Source organism: Rhizobium freirei PRF 81 (assembly GCF_000359745.1).
Taxonomy (GTDB): Bacteria; Pseudomonadota; Alphaproteobacteria; order Rhizobiales; family Rhizobiaceae; genus Rhizobium; species Rhizobium freirei.
On record NZ_AQHN01000010.1, the window covers coordinates 164,732 to 181,582 of the forward strand.

A 16,851-nucleotide genomic window follows, 5' to 3' on the forward strand; every position below is an offset into this window, starting at 1 on the left:
TTCCATTGCCGCACAATTGCGCAATGACGATTGTCTTCGTAATTCCAGTTGCATTTTCCGGAAAAAAAGTACGAATATCGCCGCAAGGCGGGCCACCGGCCCGCTCCACTCGAGCCGTCTGCCAAGAATAATAATGGGCTGCCGGCCATCACCAGAGAGGACCAATATGCGCATCTCCACTCGTCTTTTTGCCGCCGCATCCTTCGCCGCGATGTCGCTCTTCGCCGGCGCCGCGCTTGCCGACGGCGACTCGATCGTTTTCGGCACCGACGCGACCTACCCGCCCTTCGAATCGCTGGAATCGGGCGGCAAATTCGTCGGCTTCGATATCGATGTAGCCAATGCGCTTTGCGATCATATGAAGGTCAAGTGCACCTTCGTGAACCAGGATTTCGACGGTATCATTCCGGCCCTGCAGGCCAAGAAGTTCGACGCCATCATCTCGTCCATGTCGATCACGCCGGAACGCCAGAAGATCGTCGACTTCACCAACAAGATCTACAATACGCCGCCAGCGATCGCCGTGCCGAAGGACTCCACCGTCAAGGAGGCCACCAACGAAGCTCTGAAGGGCAAGTCGATCGGCGCCCAATCCTCCACGACGCACGCCAACTATGCTTCCGCACACCTGAAGGACGCGGAACTGAAGCTCTATCCGTCGGCTGACGAATACAAGCTCGACCTCGGCAATGGCCGTATCGATGCCGCCATCGACGACGTCGTCGTCCTGTCGGAATGGGTAAAGTCGGACGCCGGCAGCTGCTGCAAGATGCTCGGCACGCTGAAGAACGACCCGGTCATCAACGGTGCCGGCGCAGGCATCGCCGTCCGAAAGGGCGACACGGCTCTCCGCGACAAGCTCAACGCGGCCATCGATGCGATCCGTGCGGACGGCACCTATAAGAAGATTCAGGACAAGTACTTCGATTTCGACGTTTACGGCGGCTGATCGCCTGTCGATTCCTTGGGAAAAGACTACGGCGGAAGCTTGCTCTTCCGCCGTTTTTGTTTGACAACGAGAAGAATATAAGCAGAAACGCGGCAAAAGCCGCTAGGGGAAATACAGCATGAGCGGATTGTTTTCCGCCGTCGGTTCCTTGTGGACCTGGTTGAGTACGATTTTCGACCCGTTGTGTGGTCCAGCCGGACTATTCACCGTGTTTACCATGTTCAGCCCGCACACGATGCTCGCCTGTGGCGATGCGGGCTGGGGAGATGAGCTGGCCGGTGGCCTGAAGATCACCATTGCCGTCTCTCTCGCGACGCTGCCACTCGGGATCATCATCGGGTTCTTCGTCGCACTTGCGCAGCAATCGGAAGAGAGGTCGCTGCGGCTTGCCGCCGGCGTCTTCACCACGATTTTCCGCGGTCTGCCGGAGCTGCTGACGCTCTTCATCATTTATTATGGCCTGCAAATCCTGCTGCAAACGGTGCTTGCCAAATTCGGCTATAACGGTCCTGTCGAGATCAATGCCTTCGCTGCTGGCATGGTCGCGCTGGCAATCGTGTTCTCGGCCTATTGCTCGGAAGTGCTGGTATCCGCCTTCAAGGCCATACCGAAAGGCCAATATGAGGCGGGCGATGCCCTGGGCTTCCATCGCGCCCGCACCATGCGGCTGATCATCGTGCCGCAGCTCGTCCGCATCTCGCTGCCAAATCTCGGAAATCTCTGGATGAACCTGCTGAAGGACACATCCTACGTGTCGATCATCGGTCTCGCCGATATCATCCGGCAGACGGGGATCGCCGTGCGCGCCACCAAGGCGCCTTTCACCTTCTATTCGATCGCCTGCCTGTTTTATCTGACGCTGGCCGTCATTTCGTCGATCGGTCTCTTCTATCTCGACCGATGGGCCAAGCAAGCGGAGGTCCGTCGATGAGCCATGCCGAAATTCTGATCGCGGCGCAGCCCGCGCCGCCGCAAACAGCAAGAAAGCTGTCCAAGGCGCGCATCGCCGGCTATTTCTTTCTATGCCTCTGGGCTGTCCTCGGCATCTCGCTGCTGGCGATGATCGTATTCGGTTGGGACGTCGACAAGCTCGAAACCTTCGGGCCGAGGCTTCTCAACGGCCTCTGGATCACCGTCAAGCTGGTCACCATATCCTTCGTCCTCGGCGCTATCCTGTCGCTACCGCTGGCCTTTGCCCGCATGTCGAGCAACAAGATCCTGAGCACGCTCACCTACTGCTATGTCTATCTGTTCCGCGGCACGCCGCTGCTGGCGCAGATATTCATGGTTTACTATGGGTTCCCGAGTTTCCGCTGGTTCTTCGAAGACATCAACATGTGGTGGTTCTTCAAGGATCCGTTCTATTGCGGCGTCTTCGCCATGACGCTGAACACGGCCGCCTATCAGACGGAAATCGTCCGAGCTGCCATCCAGAGCGTGCCGAAAGGTCAGAGCGAGGCCGCCAACGCCCTCGGCTTCCACACGTGGATCGCCTTCCGCAAGATCATCATTCCCCAGGCGTTGATCGTTGCTTTGCGCCCTTACGGCAACGAGATCATCCTGCTGATCAAGAGTTCGGCGACGGTTTCCATCATCACGGTCTATGACCTCATGGGCGAAACCCGCTATGCGTTTTCGCGGACCTACGACTACCAGATCTATCTCTGGGCGGCGATCTTCTATCTGGTGATCGTCGAGCTTATGAGAAACGGCTGGGCTCGGATGGAAGGCCGGCTGACGCGTCACCTCAAGCGTTGACCACATAAAGGCGGCGCAAGTCGCCTTTGCTGGCAGCACTCGCCCGACATTGCTGCCAACATATTGATTTTTAGATCAAATTCCCTTTATGACACTTTTGTAAAGCTTGAGTTTACCTTGAGCTGTTTCCATATCTTAGTGACCATGAGTCACGAACAAAAATGGGAACGGAAAGAGAAAGCTCATGCACGACGACATGCAAAAGCAGTTGCAAGGCTATGGGTTGACGACGGCGCAGATCCTCTATCGCCTGCCCGATCATCCGCAATTTCTCCAGACCTATATCTGGCAGGACTATGACCTTGCCCCAAACTTCCCCGAAATGCGCGGCTTCCTGAAATTCTGGCAGGAGAAGCTGGATGGACCGCTGCACTCGGTACGCTACGTTCATCGCAAGCTCATATCGGCGACCGAATGGCGAGCCGTGAAAGGCGAATTCATCCTGCACTGAGGCGATCAGGCGGGAGGTGCAGCGTTCCTCTCACGGCGAAAGCCCCACTGTCAGACATGCGCCTCGCCATGGACGAAATCGCCGTCGTCCCGCCCGTGATGGAGTGTGCCGTAGACAATGGCCGAGTAGAAGGCGGCGACAAGGACGATGACAAATACGCCAGGGATCGGCCCGAGCGCGGCATTGTCGGTGACATAGCTCCATGAATGCGCCATCTGTTGCGCGGCCGAGTCCGTCTGAAGTCGTGGCGTCGAAATCTTCAGGACCCATGCCAGCAGCAGGATCGCATACATCCAGCAGTAATTGCGCCGCAACCGCCGCTGCGCCGCTGCGGCATAACTGAGCTGCAGCCGCGGAGTACGCAGACTGGACGCAATCGCCAGTGCCCAATCATTGCTGAACTCTGATTGCGGCGCCAGGATCTGCGCAAAATAGTTCCGCTCAAGCTGCCGCACGCGCGAGCGATAGACATCGAAGAAGCGATATCGCCGCGCCTCGATCATCAGCAGCAGCGTGATCAGCATCATCCCGAAAAGCAGCACGCCGTGATGCGACGTGGGCGTCGATAGCGACACGGAGAGCAGAGCCGCAACCACCGTGATCGCCCAGTTCGACGTCCGGTCGATACGATCGCGCCAGCTTGTCATCCTCGCCAGTTCGCCCCGGTAGTAGTGGGTCAATGTGTTGGTGACTTCGGCCGACGACGACGGCAAGGAGGGACGGCCGCGCTCGGCTGGGCTGCTTGTCGGGTTCGGTGCTGTCAGTTCGGTATCCATGTTTGTTCCTCCCTTGTTTTTTATTCGGATAGCGCCCCCAATTCGCCGTTACCGAAAGTGATATTCTGCACCTGCGAGGCTAGCATTGCAAAAGCTGATCAAGCACCTTAATGCCTGCGTGACAAAAGGAAGGGCCGGCATCCATGGCAAAAAAGAAGATCGACGAAGACGCGTTGGCGGAAGCCTATAACCGGGCATTGGCGCTGGAGAAGGCGGGCGATATCGACGCCGCGGTCAAAGCCTATGAAGAGGTTCTGGCTCTCGATCCGGAAGACCATGGCGGCGCCGCCGTGCGCATCGCCGCGATGGGGCGCGGCGAGATTCCGGTAAAGGCGCCGGACGCCTATGTCGCGACCCTGTTCGATCAGCACGCCGAGGTTTTCGAAGACGTGCTCGTCGAGCAGCTCGGCTATCACGTTCCCGTTCTCGTTCGCCAGCGCCTGCAGACGCTCGGCCTCGGACCCTTCAAGCGCATGCTCGATCTTGGCTGCGGCACGGGCCTGACCGGGAGCACCCTGCGCGACATCGTCGATGACATCACCGGCATCGACATCTCGGAAAACATGGTCGAAGTCGCCCATGAGAAGGACGTCTATGAGACGCTCTTCGTGGCCGAGGTCGAGGATTTCCTTGACGACAACGACGAGGAGCCCTTCGACCTCATCACCGCCACCGATGTCCTGCCCTATCTCGGTGCGCTGGAACCCCTGTTCTTCGGCACGGCTGAAAACATGACGCCGGGCGGCCTTTTCATCTTCTCCTCCGAGACCCTGCCTGAAGCGACCATGGCCGGACGGCCCTACATGGTCGGCCCGCATCAGCGTTTTGCCCATTCCGAGGCCTATGTGCGCGAACGGCTGACGGCGACCGGCTTCGAGCTCATCGAAATCACCGACATCAATGTGCGGATGGAAGACGGCCAGCCGACACCGGGCCATTTGGTCATCGCTCGCCGCCTCGCCGATTGACATCGCCGGCATAACGCGGAAAATAGTTATCCAGATGGATAACTATTTTCTTGCCCAACAATCATCGAGTTGATACTTAGCCAATTAGATAAGTTTTAACCCGCTCTTGGTTTTGGAAAGGTCGCCGCATGTCGCTCACACTCTACCAGCATCCCCTCGCCTCCTTCTGCCACAAGGTGCTGATGGCGCTTTATGAAAACGGCACGCCGTTCGAGAGCCGGATCATCGATCTGGGCAATGAGGAATCGCGCGCATCGCTGGTGCGCCTCTGGCCGCTCGCCAAATTTCCGGTGCTTCGCGACGAAGCGCTCGACAGCACGGTTCCCGAAACCAGCATCATCATCGAATATCTCGACCGGCACTATCCCGGCGCAACGCCGCTGTTGCCGATGGATCCCGCGGATGCGCTATGCGTCCGGCTTTGGGACCGGTTTTTCGATCTCTATGTTCAGGCCCCGATGCAGAGGATCGTCGCCGACGTGCGTCGGGCGGACGGGGATCGAAGCCCGCAGGGTGTTTCCGAGGCCCAGGCATTGCTGCGCACCGCCTATGGAATGGTCGAGAAACAGCTGGAGGGCAAGATCTGGATCACCGGCGACAACTTGACCATGGCCGATTGTGCCGCCGCGCCGGCCTTGTTCTATGCCGAAACCGTCGTTCCCTTTGGCGAGGAGCATACGCGGCTGCAGGCCTATTATCGGCGCCTTCTCGGCCGGCCATCCTTTGCCCGCGTCCTCGAGGAAGCCATGCCCTATTTCCACATGTATCCCTATAGCGAGAAACTGCCGGCGCAGTTCCGACCGGAAACGCCGAATGCTTGAACAAACGCAAGCGCTCGACCGTATGTTCCAGGCCCTGTCCGACCAGAGCCGGCGCGGCATGATCGACCGGCTTGGGCGCGGACCTGCTTCCGTCACGGAACTGGCCCAGCCCCTGGACATGGCGCTGCCGACGGTGATGAAACATCTGCAGGTGCTGGAAACCAGCGGGCTCGTTCTTTCGGAAAAGGCAGGCCGAGTGCGAACCTATCACCTCCGCAAGGAGGCGCTTGCGGCCGTCGAGCGATGGATCGCCGAGCGCAAGGCATCCTGGAACAGAACCTTCGACCGGCTCGACATCTTTCTGGCTGACGCATCGACGGAGACGACGGACGAATGAGCAAAAGATCCACAGACCATACGACGATCACCATCGAGCGCCACTTCAAGGCGCCGCTGCCGCGGGTCTTCAATGCCTGGGCAATTCCCGAACACAAGCAGCAATGGTTTGCCTGCCATGGTGAGTGGAAGCAGCTGGATTTCCGGCTCGACTTCCGCACCGGCGGCAGCGAAAGCAACCGCACCGCCTCAACGGATGGTGTCGTGCATGCCTATGAGGCCCGCTATGTCGACGTCGTCCAGAACGAGCGCTTCATCTACGCCTTCGACATGATGCTCGATGACGTCAGAATTTCCGTATCGCTGGCAACGGTCAGCTTTGAACCGGAACCCGGCGGTACGAAGATGATCTTCGTCGAACAGGTCGTGTTTCTCGACGGCTACAGCGACAACGGATCAAGGCTGATGGGCACCGAAATCGGCTTCGACAACCTCAGACTCTATGTCGAAGGAGACGATGGCAGGCCGAATTAACTCCTGACACCATCAAGGATGGCACCCAAAAGCTGCCCTTCGAGTTCGGCCAGCGCCGGATTGCCATGGCGGCGCGGATGCGGATGGGGAACGGCGAGATCGAGCACAATCCTGCCCTCGTCCAATACGACGACGCGATCGGCCAGATGCACGGCTTCGCTGACGTCGTGCGTCACAAGCACCGCGGTAAAGCCGAGTTCGCGCCAGACGCGGTTCAGCAGCTCCTGCATGCTGATGCGAGTCAAGGCATCCAGCGCACCGAGCGGCTCATCAAGCGCGAGGATACCGGGTTTGCTGACGAGCGCACGCGCCAGCGCCACGCGCTGCTTCTGTCCGCCGGAAAGGCTGGAAGGCCATTCGCCTGCCTTTTCGGCAAGCTGCACCTCGGAAAGAACCGAAGCCGTTTCCTTCCGCAACACATCCTGCGGCACACCCTCGCCTAGACCGACGGCAACATTGTCGGCGACCGAGAGCCATGGCAGCAGCCGAGGCTCCTGAAAGACGATGCGCGTGTTGGGTTGCACATCATTGCCATCGACCGCCTCAAAGCGCAGATGTCCCGCGCTCGGCTCTTCCAGACCCATCAGGATGCGCAGCAATGTACTCTTGCCGCAGCCGCTCTTGCCGATGACGGCAACGAACTGACTGGCGGGAATTTCGAGATCGATGCCGCGCAAAACGCGGTTGTTTCCAAAACTTTTCTCAAGGCCCTTGATATGGATAGCCGCAGCACCTGCAGCTCTCGGAACCGCATGTTCGGCTTCCGTCCGTGGGCGATCGAGTATGATGACGCTCATGACACGCTCCTCAATTCTGATAGGCCGGGTTCCATCGCAGAGCCCTACGCTCGATCGACCGCGCGACGACATCGGCGAGCTTGCCGAGGATGGCGTAGATGACCAGCGTCAGGACGACCACATCGGTCATGCCGAACTCGCGGGCATTGTTGGCCATGTAGCCGATGCCTGACGATGCCGCGATTGATTCGGCAACGATGAGCGTCAGCCACATGATGCCGAGAGCGAACCGCAGCCCGACAAGGATTGACGGAAGCGCGCCGGGAAAGATGACCTTCCGGAACAGCGTCCAGTTGCTCATGCCATAGACCCGCCCCATCTCGATCAGGCCGCGATCGACATTGCGCACGCCGTGATAGGTGTTCAGGTAGATCGGGAAGAGCACGCCGAGCGCCGTCAGGAACAGCTTCGATTCCTCGCCGATCCCGAACCAGAGAATGACCAGCGGCACCATGGCGAGGTGTGGAATGGTGCGCAGCATCTGCAGCGTCGTATCCGTCAATTGCTCCGACAGCCGCGAGACGCCGTTGGCGATGCCAAGGAGAAAGCCGATCGAGCCGCCGACCAGCAGCCCCGCAAACGCGCGGCCGGCGCTGACGAGAATATTGTTCGGCAGCTGCCCGGAGATCGTGGTCTGCCAGAAGGCGGCCACCACGGCCGCCGGTGATGGCATGATGCGGGTGGAGATCCAACCGGCTGATGAGCCGAGCTGCCACGCCGCAATGACGACGACTGGCAGCAGAAAAGGCAGAAATCTCCGCAGAGAGATCGCTTGCCTCCTGACCCTGACTGGCTGGGTGCGGCGCTCTGAGCCTACACGGACGAAGGACGTATCGAATGCCGACATGAGGACCTCCCTGAAAGGATGGGGTTACGAGCCGGAAACCACCTTCAGATTGCCGCCATGGCTACCGCCGGCGAAGATCTGTTTGGCGCCGAACTCGTTACGGAAGCCCGCACGCTGCTGTTCCTGGTTCAGCCCCAGCTCAGGGAAGAGCAGCTCCGCCACGCGATAGGCCTCTTCCAGATGTGGATAGCCGGAGCCGATAACGGTTTCGATGCCGAGCTCCTGATATTCGCGCAGCCTTGCGGCAACCGTCTTGGGAGAACCGACCAGAGCCGTGCCGGCGCCAGCGCGCACCAGACCGACACCGGCCCATAGGTTCGGCGACACTTCGAGTTTGTCGCGTCGGCCGCCGTGCAGCGCCGCCATACGCTTCTGCCCGACGGAATCGGACTGGGTGACGAATTGCTCCTGCGCCTCGCGGATCGTCTCGTCGTCGAGCTTGGAGATCAGCCTGTCGGCCGCTGCCCATGCCTCTTCATCCGTCTGGCGGACGATGAAATGCAGGCGGATGCCGAAGCTGACTTCACGTCCGCGCTTGGCGGCGGCAGCGCGCACCTTCTCGATTTTTTCGGCGACCTGCGCCGGCGGCTCACCCCAGGTCAGGTACTTATCGACGCGGCCGACGGAGAAGTCGATACCGGCATCGGAAGAACCGCCGAAATAGAGCGGCGGGCGCGGCGCCTGCACCGGCGGCAGACCGAGCCGCGCATTGGTGGCCTTGATATACTTGCCTTCGAAGGTGGAGGCTCCCTTCTCCAGCAGCTCCTCCCATACGTGGAAGAATTCGTCGGCATGGGCATAGCGCTCGTCATGTTCCAGATGGATGCCGTCACCCGCCAGCTCCGCAGGACTGCCGCCGACGACGATATTCAGAAGCACGCGGCCGTTCGAGACGCGATCGAGCGTCGAGGCGAGACGCGCATAATAAGCTGGTGACGCCGTACCCGGCCGGATCGCGACCAGGAACTTCAACTTCTGGGTATGGGCAGAAAGCGCAGCCGCAGTCACGAAGGATTCCTCGCAGGAGACGCCCGTCGGCAAAAGTACGCCGGAATAGCCGAGCCGATCGACAGCCTGCGCGATCTGCTGGAGATAGCCGATCTCCGGGCCGCGATTGAGCTCGGTCGTGCCGAGATAGGTGCCGTCGCCGGAGGTCGGAATGAACCAGAGGAAATCGATGGTTTTTTCGGTTGCGGTCATGAAGTGTTCCTGCCTTCTGGAAGCGCGTTGTCGGGAGCCACTCCCGATGTCCGAGCCCGATAGTGACATAGACTATTGATTATATCGACAATATGGATTTTCTAATCCGCGGTGTCCGGCGAAATATTTTTGCTGATCGAGCCTGCGCCCGTAGTGTTTCGAGCGCGGGCCGCGTTTGCAGGCGCTTGTCAGCTTCAGCTGGCCTTCGGCCGCCAGACGATATCGGTGACGTTCAGCTTCTTCGGAACGATGCCGAGATTATAGAATTCGTCGGCCAATCCCTGCTGATAGGCGATCGCGGCATCGGTGATGATCGAGACACCGCCGAGATTGGCGCTCGGACGTGTCAAGGTCACCCGCGTCACATTGGCTGGAACACCGGTGATTTCAGTCAATGCCGTAATCGTCTCGTCCAGATTCGATTGTGCTGCCGCTCCCACTTTGGCCAGTTCGGCGATGACGTCGACGATGACCTGCGGATTGCCCTTGGTGAAATCGCCATTTGCCAGGAAATAGCTGAAGGAGTCGACGATACCGCGCGCGGTTGTGAGTATCCGGGTATCCGGATCGGCCTCGGCGATTGCGAGATAGGGATCCCAGATCGACCAGGCATCGATGGCGCCAGTCTTGAAGGCGGCCGAGGCGTCCGGCGGCGCGAGATCGAGCGCCTGGATGTCGTTGATCGTCAGACCGCCCTTGCGCAGCGCCTTGACGGTGACGTTATGCGCGCTCGAACCGCGCTTGAAGGCGACCTCCTTGCCCTTGAGGTCGGCAAGCGTCTGGATCGGCGAGCCCTTGCGAACCAGAATGGCCGAGCTTTCTGGGCTGCCTGTATAAAGACCGACATAGAGCAGGTTGCCGTTGGCGGCCTGCGCAAAGAGCGGCGGCACATCGCCGGTGGCGCCGAAATCGAGGGCGCCGGCGCCAAGCGCTTCGAGCAGCGGCGGACCGGATGTGAATTCAGACCATTCGACGGCTATGCCACGATCGGAAAGCCGCTTTTCCAGCGCGCCCTTGCGTTTGGCGAGCGCCAGCACGCCGTTTTTCTGCCAGCCTATGCGAAGCGTCGTCGCGGCTGCCGCCCGGGCCGGCCGGATCGAAGGCAATGCGAAGGCGATCGCCGTGGCGCCGAAGAGGCCGAGTGTCTGTCTGCGCGAAATCATCGAGGATCCCTTTTCATAAGGCCCTGGCGCTTCCGCGGCCATCGGCTCGTTGTCGACAGCTAAGGATCGCAAATCCATAGATTATATCGACAAAGGATATTATGAAGTTTCGGGCGCCAATCGAAATTTAATTCCCGAAAATGGAAAATCGGAAATATTATTTCAAATACTATGCCACGGTGACAAGTTGCCCGGTAGATCGGCCTTCCGTCCCTTCGGGCTTTCCGCTAAGCCTTCGAGTCAAATTCGGACAGGGAGTTATAAGAATGGCAAAGGTCGCGTTCATCGGCATGGGCGTCATGGGTTATCCCATGGCAGGGCATCTCAAGGTCAAGGGCGGGCATGACGTTACCGTCTACAACCGCACCATCGCCAAAGCCGAGGCATGGGCCAAGCAATATGACGGCAAATTTGCCCCTACCCCGGCTCAAGCCTCCGAAGACGCAGACTTCGTCTTTACCTGCGTCGGCAATGACGACGATCTGCGTTCGGTGACGACGGGCGAAAACGGCGTCCTCGCAACCATGAAGGCGGGTTCAATCCTTATCGACAATACGACCGCCAGCGCCGAAGTTGCCGGCGAGCTCCATGCGGCAGCCAAGGAAAAGGGCGTGGAGTTCATCGACGCACCGGTTTCCGGCGGGCAGGCTGGCGCCGAAAACGGCGTGCTGACCGTGATGTGCGGCGGCGATGAAGCCGCGTTCGAGAAGGCACGCCCCGTCATCGACGCCTATGCCCGCATGGTTGGCTTGATGGGACCGGTCGGCGCCGGTCAGCTGACCAAGATGATCAACCAGATCTGCATCGCCGGCATCGTCCAGGGCTTGGCCGAAGGAATTCATTTCGGCAAACAGGCCGGGCTCGATATCGAAAAGGTCGTGGACGTGATTTCCAAGGGTGCGGCCGGCTCCTGGCAGATGGAGAACCGCCATAAGACGATGAATGCCGGCAAATATGATTTCGGCTTCGCCGTCGACTGGATGCGCAAGGATCTGGGCATCGTGCTTGAGGAAGCTCGCCGCAATCAGGCCAAGCTGCCGCTGACGGCCCTTGTCGACCAGTTCTATGGCGATGTCCAGGCGATGGGAGGCAATCGCTGGGATACCTCCTCGCTGCTCGCGCGCCTGGACAGAAAATAACGAAAAGCCGCTGCTTGATGGCAGCAAAGGCCGAGCGCCGCACCAAGGCGGCGCTCAGTGCGGATCAGTCCTCGCTGGACTTCGCATTCTCCAGCAGCATGTAATCAAGCGGCAGTTCCGTCGAATACTTGATCTGCTCCATCGCAAAAGCCGAGGAGACGTCGCGGATTTCGATCTTGGCGATCATGCGCTTGTAGAAGGCGTCATAGGCGGCGATATCGGGAACGACGACGCGCAGCAGATAGTCGACGTCACCGCTCATGCGATAGAACTCGACCACTTCCGGAAAATCGGCGATCACTTCGGAGAAGCGCTTCAGCCATTCGATGGAGTGGCTGTTGGTGCGAATGGAAACGAAAACGGTAACCTTCGTGTTGACCTTTTCAGGGTCAAGAAGAGCCACGCGACGGCGAATGACGCCATCCTCTTCCATCTTCTGGATGCGGCGCCAGCAGGGCGTCGTCGACAATCCGACCTTCTTGGCAAGATCGGCCACAGCCAGAGTGGAATCCTCCTGCAAGAGGCGCAGGATTTTGCGGTCAAGACGGTCCATTTTAAGCATCCCTTCGAATTATATTCTCTCTATAGCCTATTTCAGGGACGAGAAAAGAAACTTTTTTCAGGAAACCAGGATTCTCACACGTTCTTGTAATACGGGAAGCAGCTCCGCCTCGAACCAGGGATGGCGCTTCAACCAACCGCTGTTGCGCCAGCTTGGATGCGGCAATGGCAGCATTGCCGGCGAGCGATTGGTCAGGAGGTAGCGCCGCCATTCCGCGACCGTCTCCGTCATGGACGCCATCCGCCCGGCGCCCATATGCCAAGCTTGCGCATATTGACCGATCGTCAGGATCAGCTCGATCTGCGGCATCGCATCCATGGCCTTTTGCCGCCAGCGAGGCGCGCACTCCTTGCGCGGCGGCAAGTCGCTGCCGGCCGCATCATAGCCGGGAAAACAGAAGCCCATCGGCAGAATGGCGAAATGATCGGGATTGTAGAAACTCTCGCGGTCGACATTGAGCCACTGCCGCAAACGATCACCGGAAGCATCGTTGAAGGGCAAGCCGCTCTCGTGAACGCGCAGGCCAGGTGCCTGTCCCGCAATCAGGATACGCGCTGTCGACGAAAGCGTCGCGACCGGCCGGGGCTCATGCGGCAGCCGATCCGCCTCGCCCTTGGCCGGCGTGTCCCGACAAAAGCGGCAGGCGGCGATCTCCAGACCCAGCGCCTGCAGCTCTAGTTCATTCGTCATTGCGCATTCCATCCAACGAGCTGCCTTATATAATCAATCACACCCGCCATCGGATCATTTGCTACGGGTTGCTGCATGCGTTCTTCGCGCCTGTAGTCGCCAGGCCGCTCGAAATCTCCGGCCCATACCCCCGCTTTCGCCTGTCGCGCCGTCCGCTCTTCGGCAGCATAGCCGCCATAGGAAAGTGCCATGCCGCTGCGAACCATCGCTGCATTGACATCGCTATCACCGACCACGCAAGTCACCAGCAGGCGACCATAGCGATCCCTCTCCTGTCCGCGGCATTCCGGCTTGCCGTTCTTAACGATTGTGGCGAGAGCCTTGCGCGCCTCTTCGCCGCACGCCCAATCAGCGCCACCCCGCCGACACCGTTGCCGATATTCCGGCGCGTCGATGCCTTTCAACCGTAGACGCTCACCGTTAATGGAAAGCGTATCACCATCGATAGCGTAAAAATCGCCAGTTTGAACAAGTTCCTGTCGATTATTCATTTTCAACGCGAGCAAAACGAGAATGGCGAGCAAAGCAAATGCGGCCGCGCCGTCTCGAAAAAGGCGGCCTGACCGCATCACGTTCTTGCCTCCTTTAACAACAAATCCTTGGCGAAGATGGCAAACAAATCATTTCAGCGCAGCATCTTCTTAAGATTTGGCCGCTAGTCTGTAATCTCACGCAGACCAAGTTTCAACGAAACCATGAGAACCGGCGTCAGCACATCGACTGATAAAAACATCGTCGACCGATCGCGCAGCCACCGCAACCGGGCTGTGTCGAAGGCCGTGCGGCAGACGCGTGAGCGCCTGCAGACGGGGCATAGCAGCAATTTCGACCGCGAACTCATGGATATGCACATCGACACGCTGCTGCAGGGTGCTGCTATCGTGCCGATTTTCGTGGTGGTCGTCGCAGCACTCGGAGTGTATCTGACACGCGACGCCGGCATTTTCCTGTGGACCGTTCCGATCCTGGTGGCGCACGCCATCAACATGCTGCTCGGCAGGCGCGCCAGGAAGCAGGAAATGACCCTCGAAAGCGCCAGGAAGTGGCGACAGATCCTGTTGTTGGGGCAACTGCTGACCGGGCTCTGTTGGGCGATCTTCGCAATGCAGAATTGCTCAACCTGCGGCGGGGACAGTTTCAGCCTCTATAAAGGCACGACCTTGCTGGTAGCGATCTGCATCACGGCCATGGCGAGCTTCATGTTGCCGCGTGCCGTGCCCTTCACCTATGCGCCGCCGACGGTCGTGCTGGTCGTCACCGCGATCCTGACCCGAAAGCCGTCAGACATAGCGCTGACTGCTGCTATCTCGGTCGCCGTGATCTTCTTCACCTTCATTACCAACAGGATGTTTCAATCCAATCTGAAGATCCTCTCCTTCCAATCGGAGAAGGACGACCTGATCGCGGAGCTGGAAGTCGCCAATTCCATGTCCGACGAAGCCCGCCGGCGCGCGGAAGAAGCGAACCTTGCCAAATCGCGCTTCCTCGCTTCCATGTCGCATGAGCTCAGAACGCCGCTGAACGCCATCCTCGGCTTCTCCGAAGTCATGTCCGCCGAGGTCATGGGGCCGCTGAACAATCCGACCTACCGGGAATATACCAGCGATATCCATCGATCCGGACAGCACCTGCTCAACCTGATCAACGAGATTCTCGATCTGTCGCGCATCGAAGCCGGCAAATACGAGTTGAACGAAGAATCCGTCTCGCTGCTCGATATCGCCGAAGATTGCATTGGCATGGTGCAGCTGCGCGCCCGCGCCAAGAATATTTCCATCTCCTCGCAGATCGAGCCACAGCTCCCATCCGTCTGGGCCGATGAAAAGTCGATGCGCCAGGTCATCCTCAATCTATTGTCGAATGCGGTGAAGTTCACGCCGCAAGGCGGCGAGATCAGCGTCAAGGTCGGCTGGACGGCCGGCGGCGGTGAATATGTGGCGATCAGAGACAATGGGCCGGGCATTCCCGAAGAGGAAATTCCCGTGGTACTCTCGGCCTTCGGGCAGGGCTCGATCGCCATCAAGAGTGCCGAGCAAGGCACCGGCCTCGGTCTGCCGATCGTACAGGCCATTCTCGCCAAGCATGACGGTCAGTTCATGCTGAAATCCAAACTGCGGGAAGGCACCGAAGTCATCGCAATCCTGCCGGCCAAGCGCGTGCTGCAAAGCCTGCCGGCCGTCGAGGACGCTCCGCTTGCCGGACGGCGCAAGAAGAGCTTCGCCTGAAGCTCCGTTTCCTGCGCCTAGCGGAAAAGCAGATGGCTGCCGATGACGTAAAGCAGATAAAGACCGGAAGCGACGAGCATGCAGAGCACGGCGAAGGAGCCGAGATCTTTGGCGTGCTTGCCGACATTGGAAATCTCCGGTGAAATCCGGTCGATAACCTCTTCGACGGCCGTGTTCATTGCTTCGACGGCGAAAACACCAAGGAAGAGCACTACGGCGATAATGATTTCGCCGACACTGGCGCCCACGACGATCAGCAGGATCAGCGAAATTCCTGCGAACAGAAGCTCCTGGCGGAAGGCGGATTCCTGAAGCAGCCGTTGAAAACCGCCCCACGAATAGCTGGCAGCGGCGAGGAAATGCCGGATTCCGGTTTCCTTGGTCACTGCAGGTTTCGAAAACTCAGCCATTCCCGCTCCGCCCATAATGTTCCGATTGCGATCTAGGCGCCCTGCGAATACCGCCTCGTTCCCGCCGAGGCAAGGCGACACTTCCGAGCGCCCTCAGAATTCATTACAGATTTATGAAGCAAACCGATAGTTCCACAAGAAAATCGTCGGTGAAATACCCTTGGGGAATCTCGCCGCGAGATGGCGTCAGTGCTTGTTGGCGACGCCAGCACTTTCGAAGGTCGCCATGCCGGAATGGCATGCGGCGGCGGCTTTGACGATGCCGGCGGCAAGTGCCGCACCCGTGCCTTCGCCAAGACGCATGCCGAGCGCCAGAAGCGGCGTCTTGCCGAGCTTTTCGATCGACTTCAGATGCCCGGGCTCTGCCGAAACATGGCCGATCAGGCAATGATCGAGCGCCGACGGATTGGCAGCCTTGAGAACGGCGGCCGCAGCCGTCGCGACATAACCATCGATGATCACGGGGATGCGTTCCATGCGCGCGGCAAGGATAGCGCCGGCCATGGCGGCGATCTCGCGCCCGCCGAGACGGCGCAGGATTTCAAGCGGATCGGAGAGGTGATCGCGATGCAATGCGACCGCCTTCTCGACGGCGGCAATCTTGCGCTTCAGCATCTCGCCCTCGGAGCCGGTTCCCGGTCCGACCCAGTCCTCTGCCTTACCGCCATAAAGCGCGTAATGGATGGCGGCGGCGATCGTGGTGTTGCCGATGCCCATTTCGCCGATGCAGAGCAGATCCGTGCCGCCGGCGATCGCCTCCATGCCGAAGGCCATGGTCGCAGCGCAGTCACGCTCGCTGAGCGCCGGCTCTTCGGTGATGTCGGCAGTCGGAAAATCGAGCGCCAGATCGAAGATCTTGAGACCGAGGTCGTAGGCGACGCAGATCTGGTTGATCGCAGCTCCGCCGGCAGCGAAATTCTCCACCATCTGCTGCGTGACGGACAGCGGGAACGGCGTAATTCCCTGCTTGGTGACGCCGTGATTGCCGGCGAAGATCGCAACCAGCGGCCGGGTCACGGCCGGCGGGCGGCCGGTCCAGGCGGCAAGCCAGAAGGCGATCTCTTCGAGACGGCCGAGCGCGCCGGGCGGTTTGGTGAGCTGCGCGTCGCGCTCGCGCGCCGCCACGAGCGCGCGGGCGTCTGGGCCTGGAAGGTCGCGCAGCAGCGTGCGGAAATCGTCGAATGGCAAGCCGGTTACGCTCATGAATGCCGTTCCTTGTCTTTTGGTCTCAAATCAGGTTCTTTGCGTGCGACTCTATTAGTCTTCGGAGCCGGCGCGAACAACT

General features: G+C 59.6%; 20 protein-coding genes. 10 read left to right on the forward strand and 10 right to left on the reverse strand.

Translation table 11 applies throughout. The features are described from left to right. Positions 1–166 precede the first annotated feature (166 nt). The 4 genes from RHSP_RS03670 (at position 167) to RHSP_RS03685 (ending at position 3,158) form a co-directional block, all read left to right on the forward strand. Entirely contained in the window at positions 167–949 is a 783-nt protein-coding gene (locus RHSP_RS03670; RefSeq protein WP_004109202.1) for an ABC transporter substrate-binding protein, read from the forward strand. Positions 950–1,067: 118 nt separating this feature from the next. After that, entirely contained in the window at positions 1,068–1,880 is an 813-nt protein-coding gene (locus tag RHSP_RS03675; protein ID WP_004109205.1) for an ABC transporter permease, read from the forward strand. Continuing rightward, positions 1,877–2,707 carry an ABC transporter permease gene (locus tag RHSP_RS03680; protein WP_004109208.1) on the forward strand — a complete coding sequence of 277 codons (831 nt, stop codon included), beginning with the start codon at positions 1,877–1,879 and terminating at the stop codon, positions 2,705–2,707. Before RHSP_RS03675 ends, RHSP_RS03680 begins: the two co-directional genes overlap by 4 nt. A 184-nt stretch (positions 2,708–2,891) precedes the next feature. Further along, positions 2,892–3,158, forward strand: a complete 267-nt coding sequence (locus RHSP_RS03685) for an usg protein (protein ID WP_004109212.1) — start codon at positions 2,892–2,894, stop codon at positions 3,156–3,158. A gap of 50 nt (positions 3,159–3,208) precedes the next feature. Here the strand turns inward: RHSP_RS03685 and RHSP_RS03690 are convergent, their stop codons facing one another. Beyond that, positions 3,209–3,934 carry a DUF2270 domain-containing protein gene (locus RHSP_RS03690; RefSeq protein ID WP_004109215.1) on the reverse strand — a complete coding sequence of 242 codons (726 nt, stop codon included), beginning with the start codon at positions 3,932–3,934 and terminating at the stop codon, positions 3,209–3,211. A gap of 143 nt (positions 3,935–4,077) precedes the next feature. Between RHSP_RS03690 and RHSP_RS03695 the strand changes: the two genes are divergently transcribed. The 4 genes from RHSP_RS03695 (at position 4,078) to RHSP_RS03710 (ending at position 6,533) form a co-directional block, all read left to right on the forward strand. Next, positions 4,078–4,902 carry a class I SAM-dependent methyltransferase gene (locus RHSP_RS03695; protein ID WP_004109218.1) on the forward strand — a complete coding sequence of 275 codons (825 nt, stop codon included), beginning with the start codon at positions 4,078–4,080 and terminating at the stop codon, positions 4,900–4,902. 128 nt (positions 4,903–5,030) lie between these two features. Then, on the forward strand, positions 5,031–5,723 hold the full coding sequence (locus tag RHSP_RS03700; RefSeq protein WP_037149447.1) for a glutathione S-transferase family protein: 693 nt from the start codon (positions 5,031–5,033) through the stop codon (positions 5,721–5,723). Then, the gene (locus RHSP_RS03705; RefSeq protein ID WP_004109224.1) at positions 5,716–6,060 is read left to right on the forward strand and encodes an ArsR/SmtB family transcription factor; all 345 of its coding nucleotides are present in this window, start codon (positions 5,716–5,718) and stop codon (positions 6,058–6,060) included. The genes RHSP_RS03700 and RHSP_RS03705 overlap by 8 nt, the downstream gene beginning before the upstream one ends. Then, a complete protein-coding gene (locus RHSP_RS03710; protein ID WP_004109227.1) occupies positions 6,057–6,533 on the forward strand; it encodes an SRPBCC family protein in 477 nt (158 codons plus the stop codon). The genes RHSP_RS03705 and RHSP_RS03710 overlap by 4 nt, the downstream gene beginning before the upstream one ends. Here RHSP_RS03710 and RHSP_RS03715 read toward each other — a convergent pair. The 4 genes from RHSP_RS03715 to RHSP_RS03730 all read right to left on the reverse strand — a co-directional run bounded on the left by RHSP_RS03715 (position 6,530) and on the right by RHSP_RS03730 (position 10,540). Next, a complete protein-coding gene (locus RHSP_RS03715) occupies positions 6,530–7,330 on the reverse strand; it encodes an ATP-binding cassette domain-containing protein (RefSeq protein ID WP_004109229.1) in 801 nt (266 codons plus the stop codon). The two genes, RHSP_RS03710 and RHSP_RS03715, sit on opposite strands and share 4 nt — an antisense overlap. 10 nt (positions 7,331–7,340) lie before the next feature. Continuing rightward, positions 7,341–8,177, reverse strand: coding sequence for an aliphatic sulfonate ABC transporter permease SsuC (ssuC, locus tag RHSP_RS03720; protein WP_004109232.1), 837 nt, complete (start codon positions 8,175–8,177; stop codon positions 7,341–7,343). A 24-nt stretch (positions 8,178–8,201) separates the two neighbouring features. Further along, entirely contained in the window at positions 8,202–9,377 is a 1,176-nt protein-coding gene (gene ssuD, locus RHSP_RS03725; RefSeq protein WP_037149450.1) for an FMNH2-dependent alkanesulfonate monooxygenase, read from the reverse strand. A gap of 194 nt (positions 9,378–9,571) precedes the next feature. Then, entirely contained in the window at positions 9,572–10,540 is a 969-nt protein-coding gene (locus RHSP_RS03730) for an aliphatic sulfonate ABC transporter substrate-binding protein (protein ID WP_037149518.1), read from the reverse strand. Positions 10,541–10,806: 266 nt separating this feature from the next. Here RHSP_RS03730 and RHSP_RS03735 point away from each other — a divergent pair, with 266 nt between their 5' ends. Beyond that, entirely contained in the window at positions 10,807–11,679 is an 873-nt protein-coding gene (locus RHSP_RS03735) for an NAD(P)-dependent oxidoreductase (protein ID WP_004109241.1), read from the forward strand. A gap of 64 nt (positions 11,680–11,743) precedes the next feature. Here the strand turns inward: RHSP_RS03735 and RHSP_RS03740 are convergent, their stop codons facing one another. The 3 genes from RHSP_RS03740 to RHSP_RS03750 all read right to left on the reverse strand — a co-directional run bounded on the left by RHSP_RS03740 (position 11,744) and on the right by RHSP_RS03750 (position 13,503). Next, positions 11,744–12,232: an Lrp/AsnC family transcriptional regulator gene (locus tag RHSP_RS03740; protein WP_004109246.1), complete on the reverse strand. Its 489-nt coding sequence runs from the start codon at positions 12,230–12,232 to the stop codon at positions 11,744–11,746. Positions 12,233–12,298: 66 nt separating this feature from the next. Beyond that, positions 12,299–12,931, reverse strand: a complete 633-nt coding sequence (locus RHSP_RS03745) for a uracil-DNA glycosylase family protein (protein ID WP_004109249.1) — start codon at positions 12,929–12,931, stop codon at positions 12,299–12,301. Further along, a complete protein-coding gene (locus RHSP_RS03750) occupies positions 12,928–13,503 on the reverse strand; it encodes a thermonuclease family protein (RefSeq protein ID WP_004109252.1) in 576 nt (191 codons plus the stop codon). Before RHSP_RS03750 ends, RHSP_RS03745 begins: the two co-directional genes overlap by 4 nt. A 123-nt stretch (positions 13,504–13,626) precedes the next feature. Between RHSP_RS03750 and RHSP_RS03755 the strand changes: the two genes are divergently transcribed. Then, positions 13,627–15,156: a sensor histidine kinase gene (locus tag RHSP_RS03755; protein WP_004109258.1), complete on the forward strand. Its 1,530-nt coding sequence runs from the start codon at positions 13,627–13,629 to the stop codon at positions 15,154–15,156. A 17-nt stretch (positions 15,157–15,173) separates the two neighbouring features. Here RHSP_RS03755 and RHSP_RS03760 read toward each other — a convergent pair whose 3' ends face one another. Further along, positions 15,174–15,566 (reverse strand): diacylglycerol kinase, encoded by a 393-nt coding sequence (locus RHSP_RS03760; RefSeq protein ID WP_004109263.1) that lies wholly within the window; start codon positions 15,564–15,566, stop codon positions 15,174–15,176. Positions 15,567–15,752: 186 nt separating this feature from the next. Next, positions 15,753–16,769, reverse strand: coding sequence for a nicotinate-nucleotide--dimethylbenzimidazole phosphoribosyltransferase (gene cobT, locus RHSP_RS03765; RefSeq protein ID WP_037149454.1), 1,017 nt, complete (start codon positions 16,767–16,769; stop codon positions 15,753–15,755). Positions 16,770–16,851 lie beyond the last annotated feature (82 nt).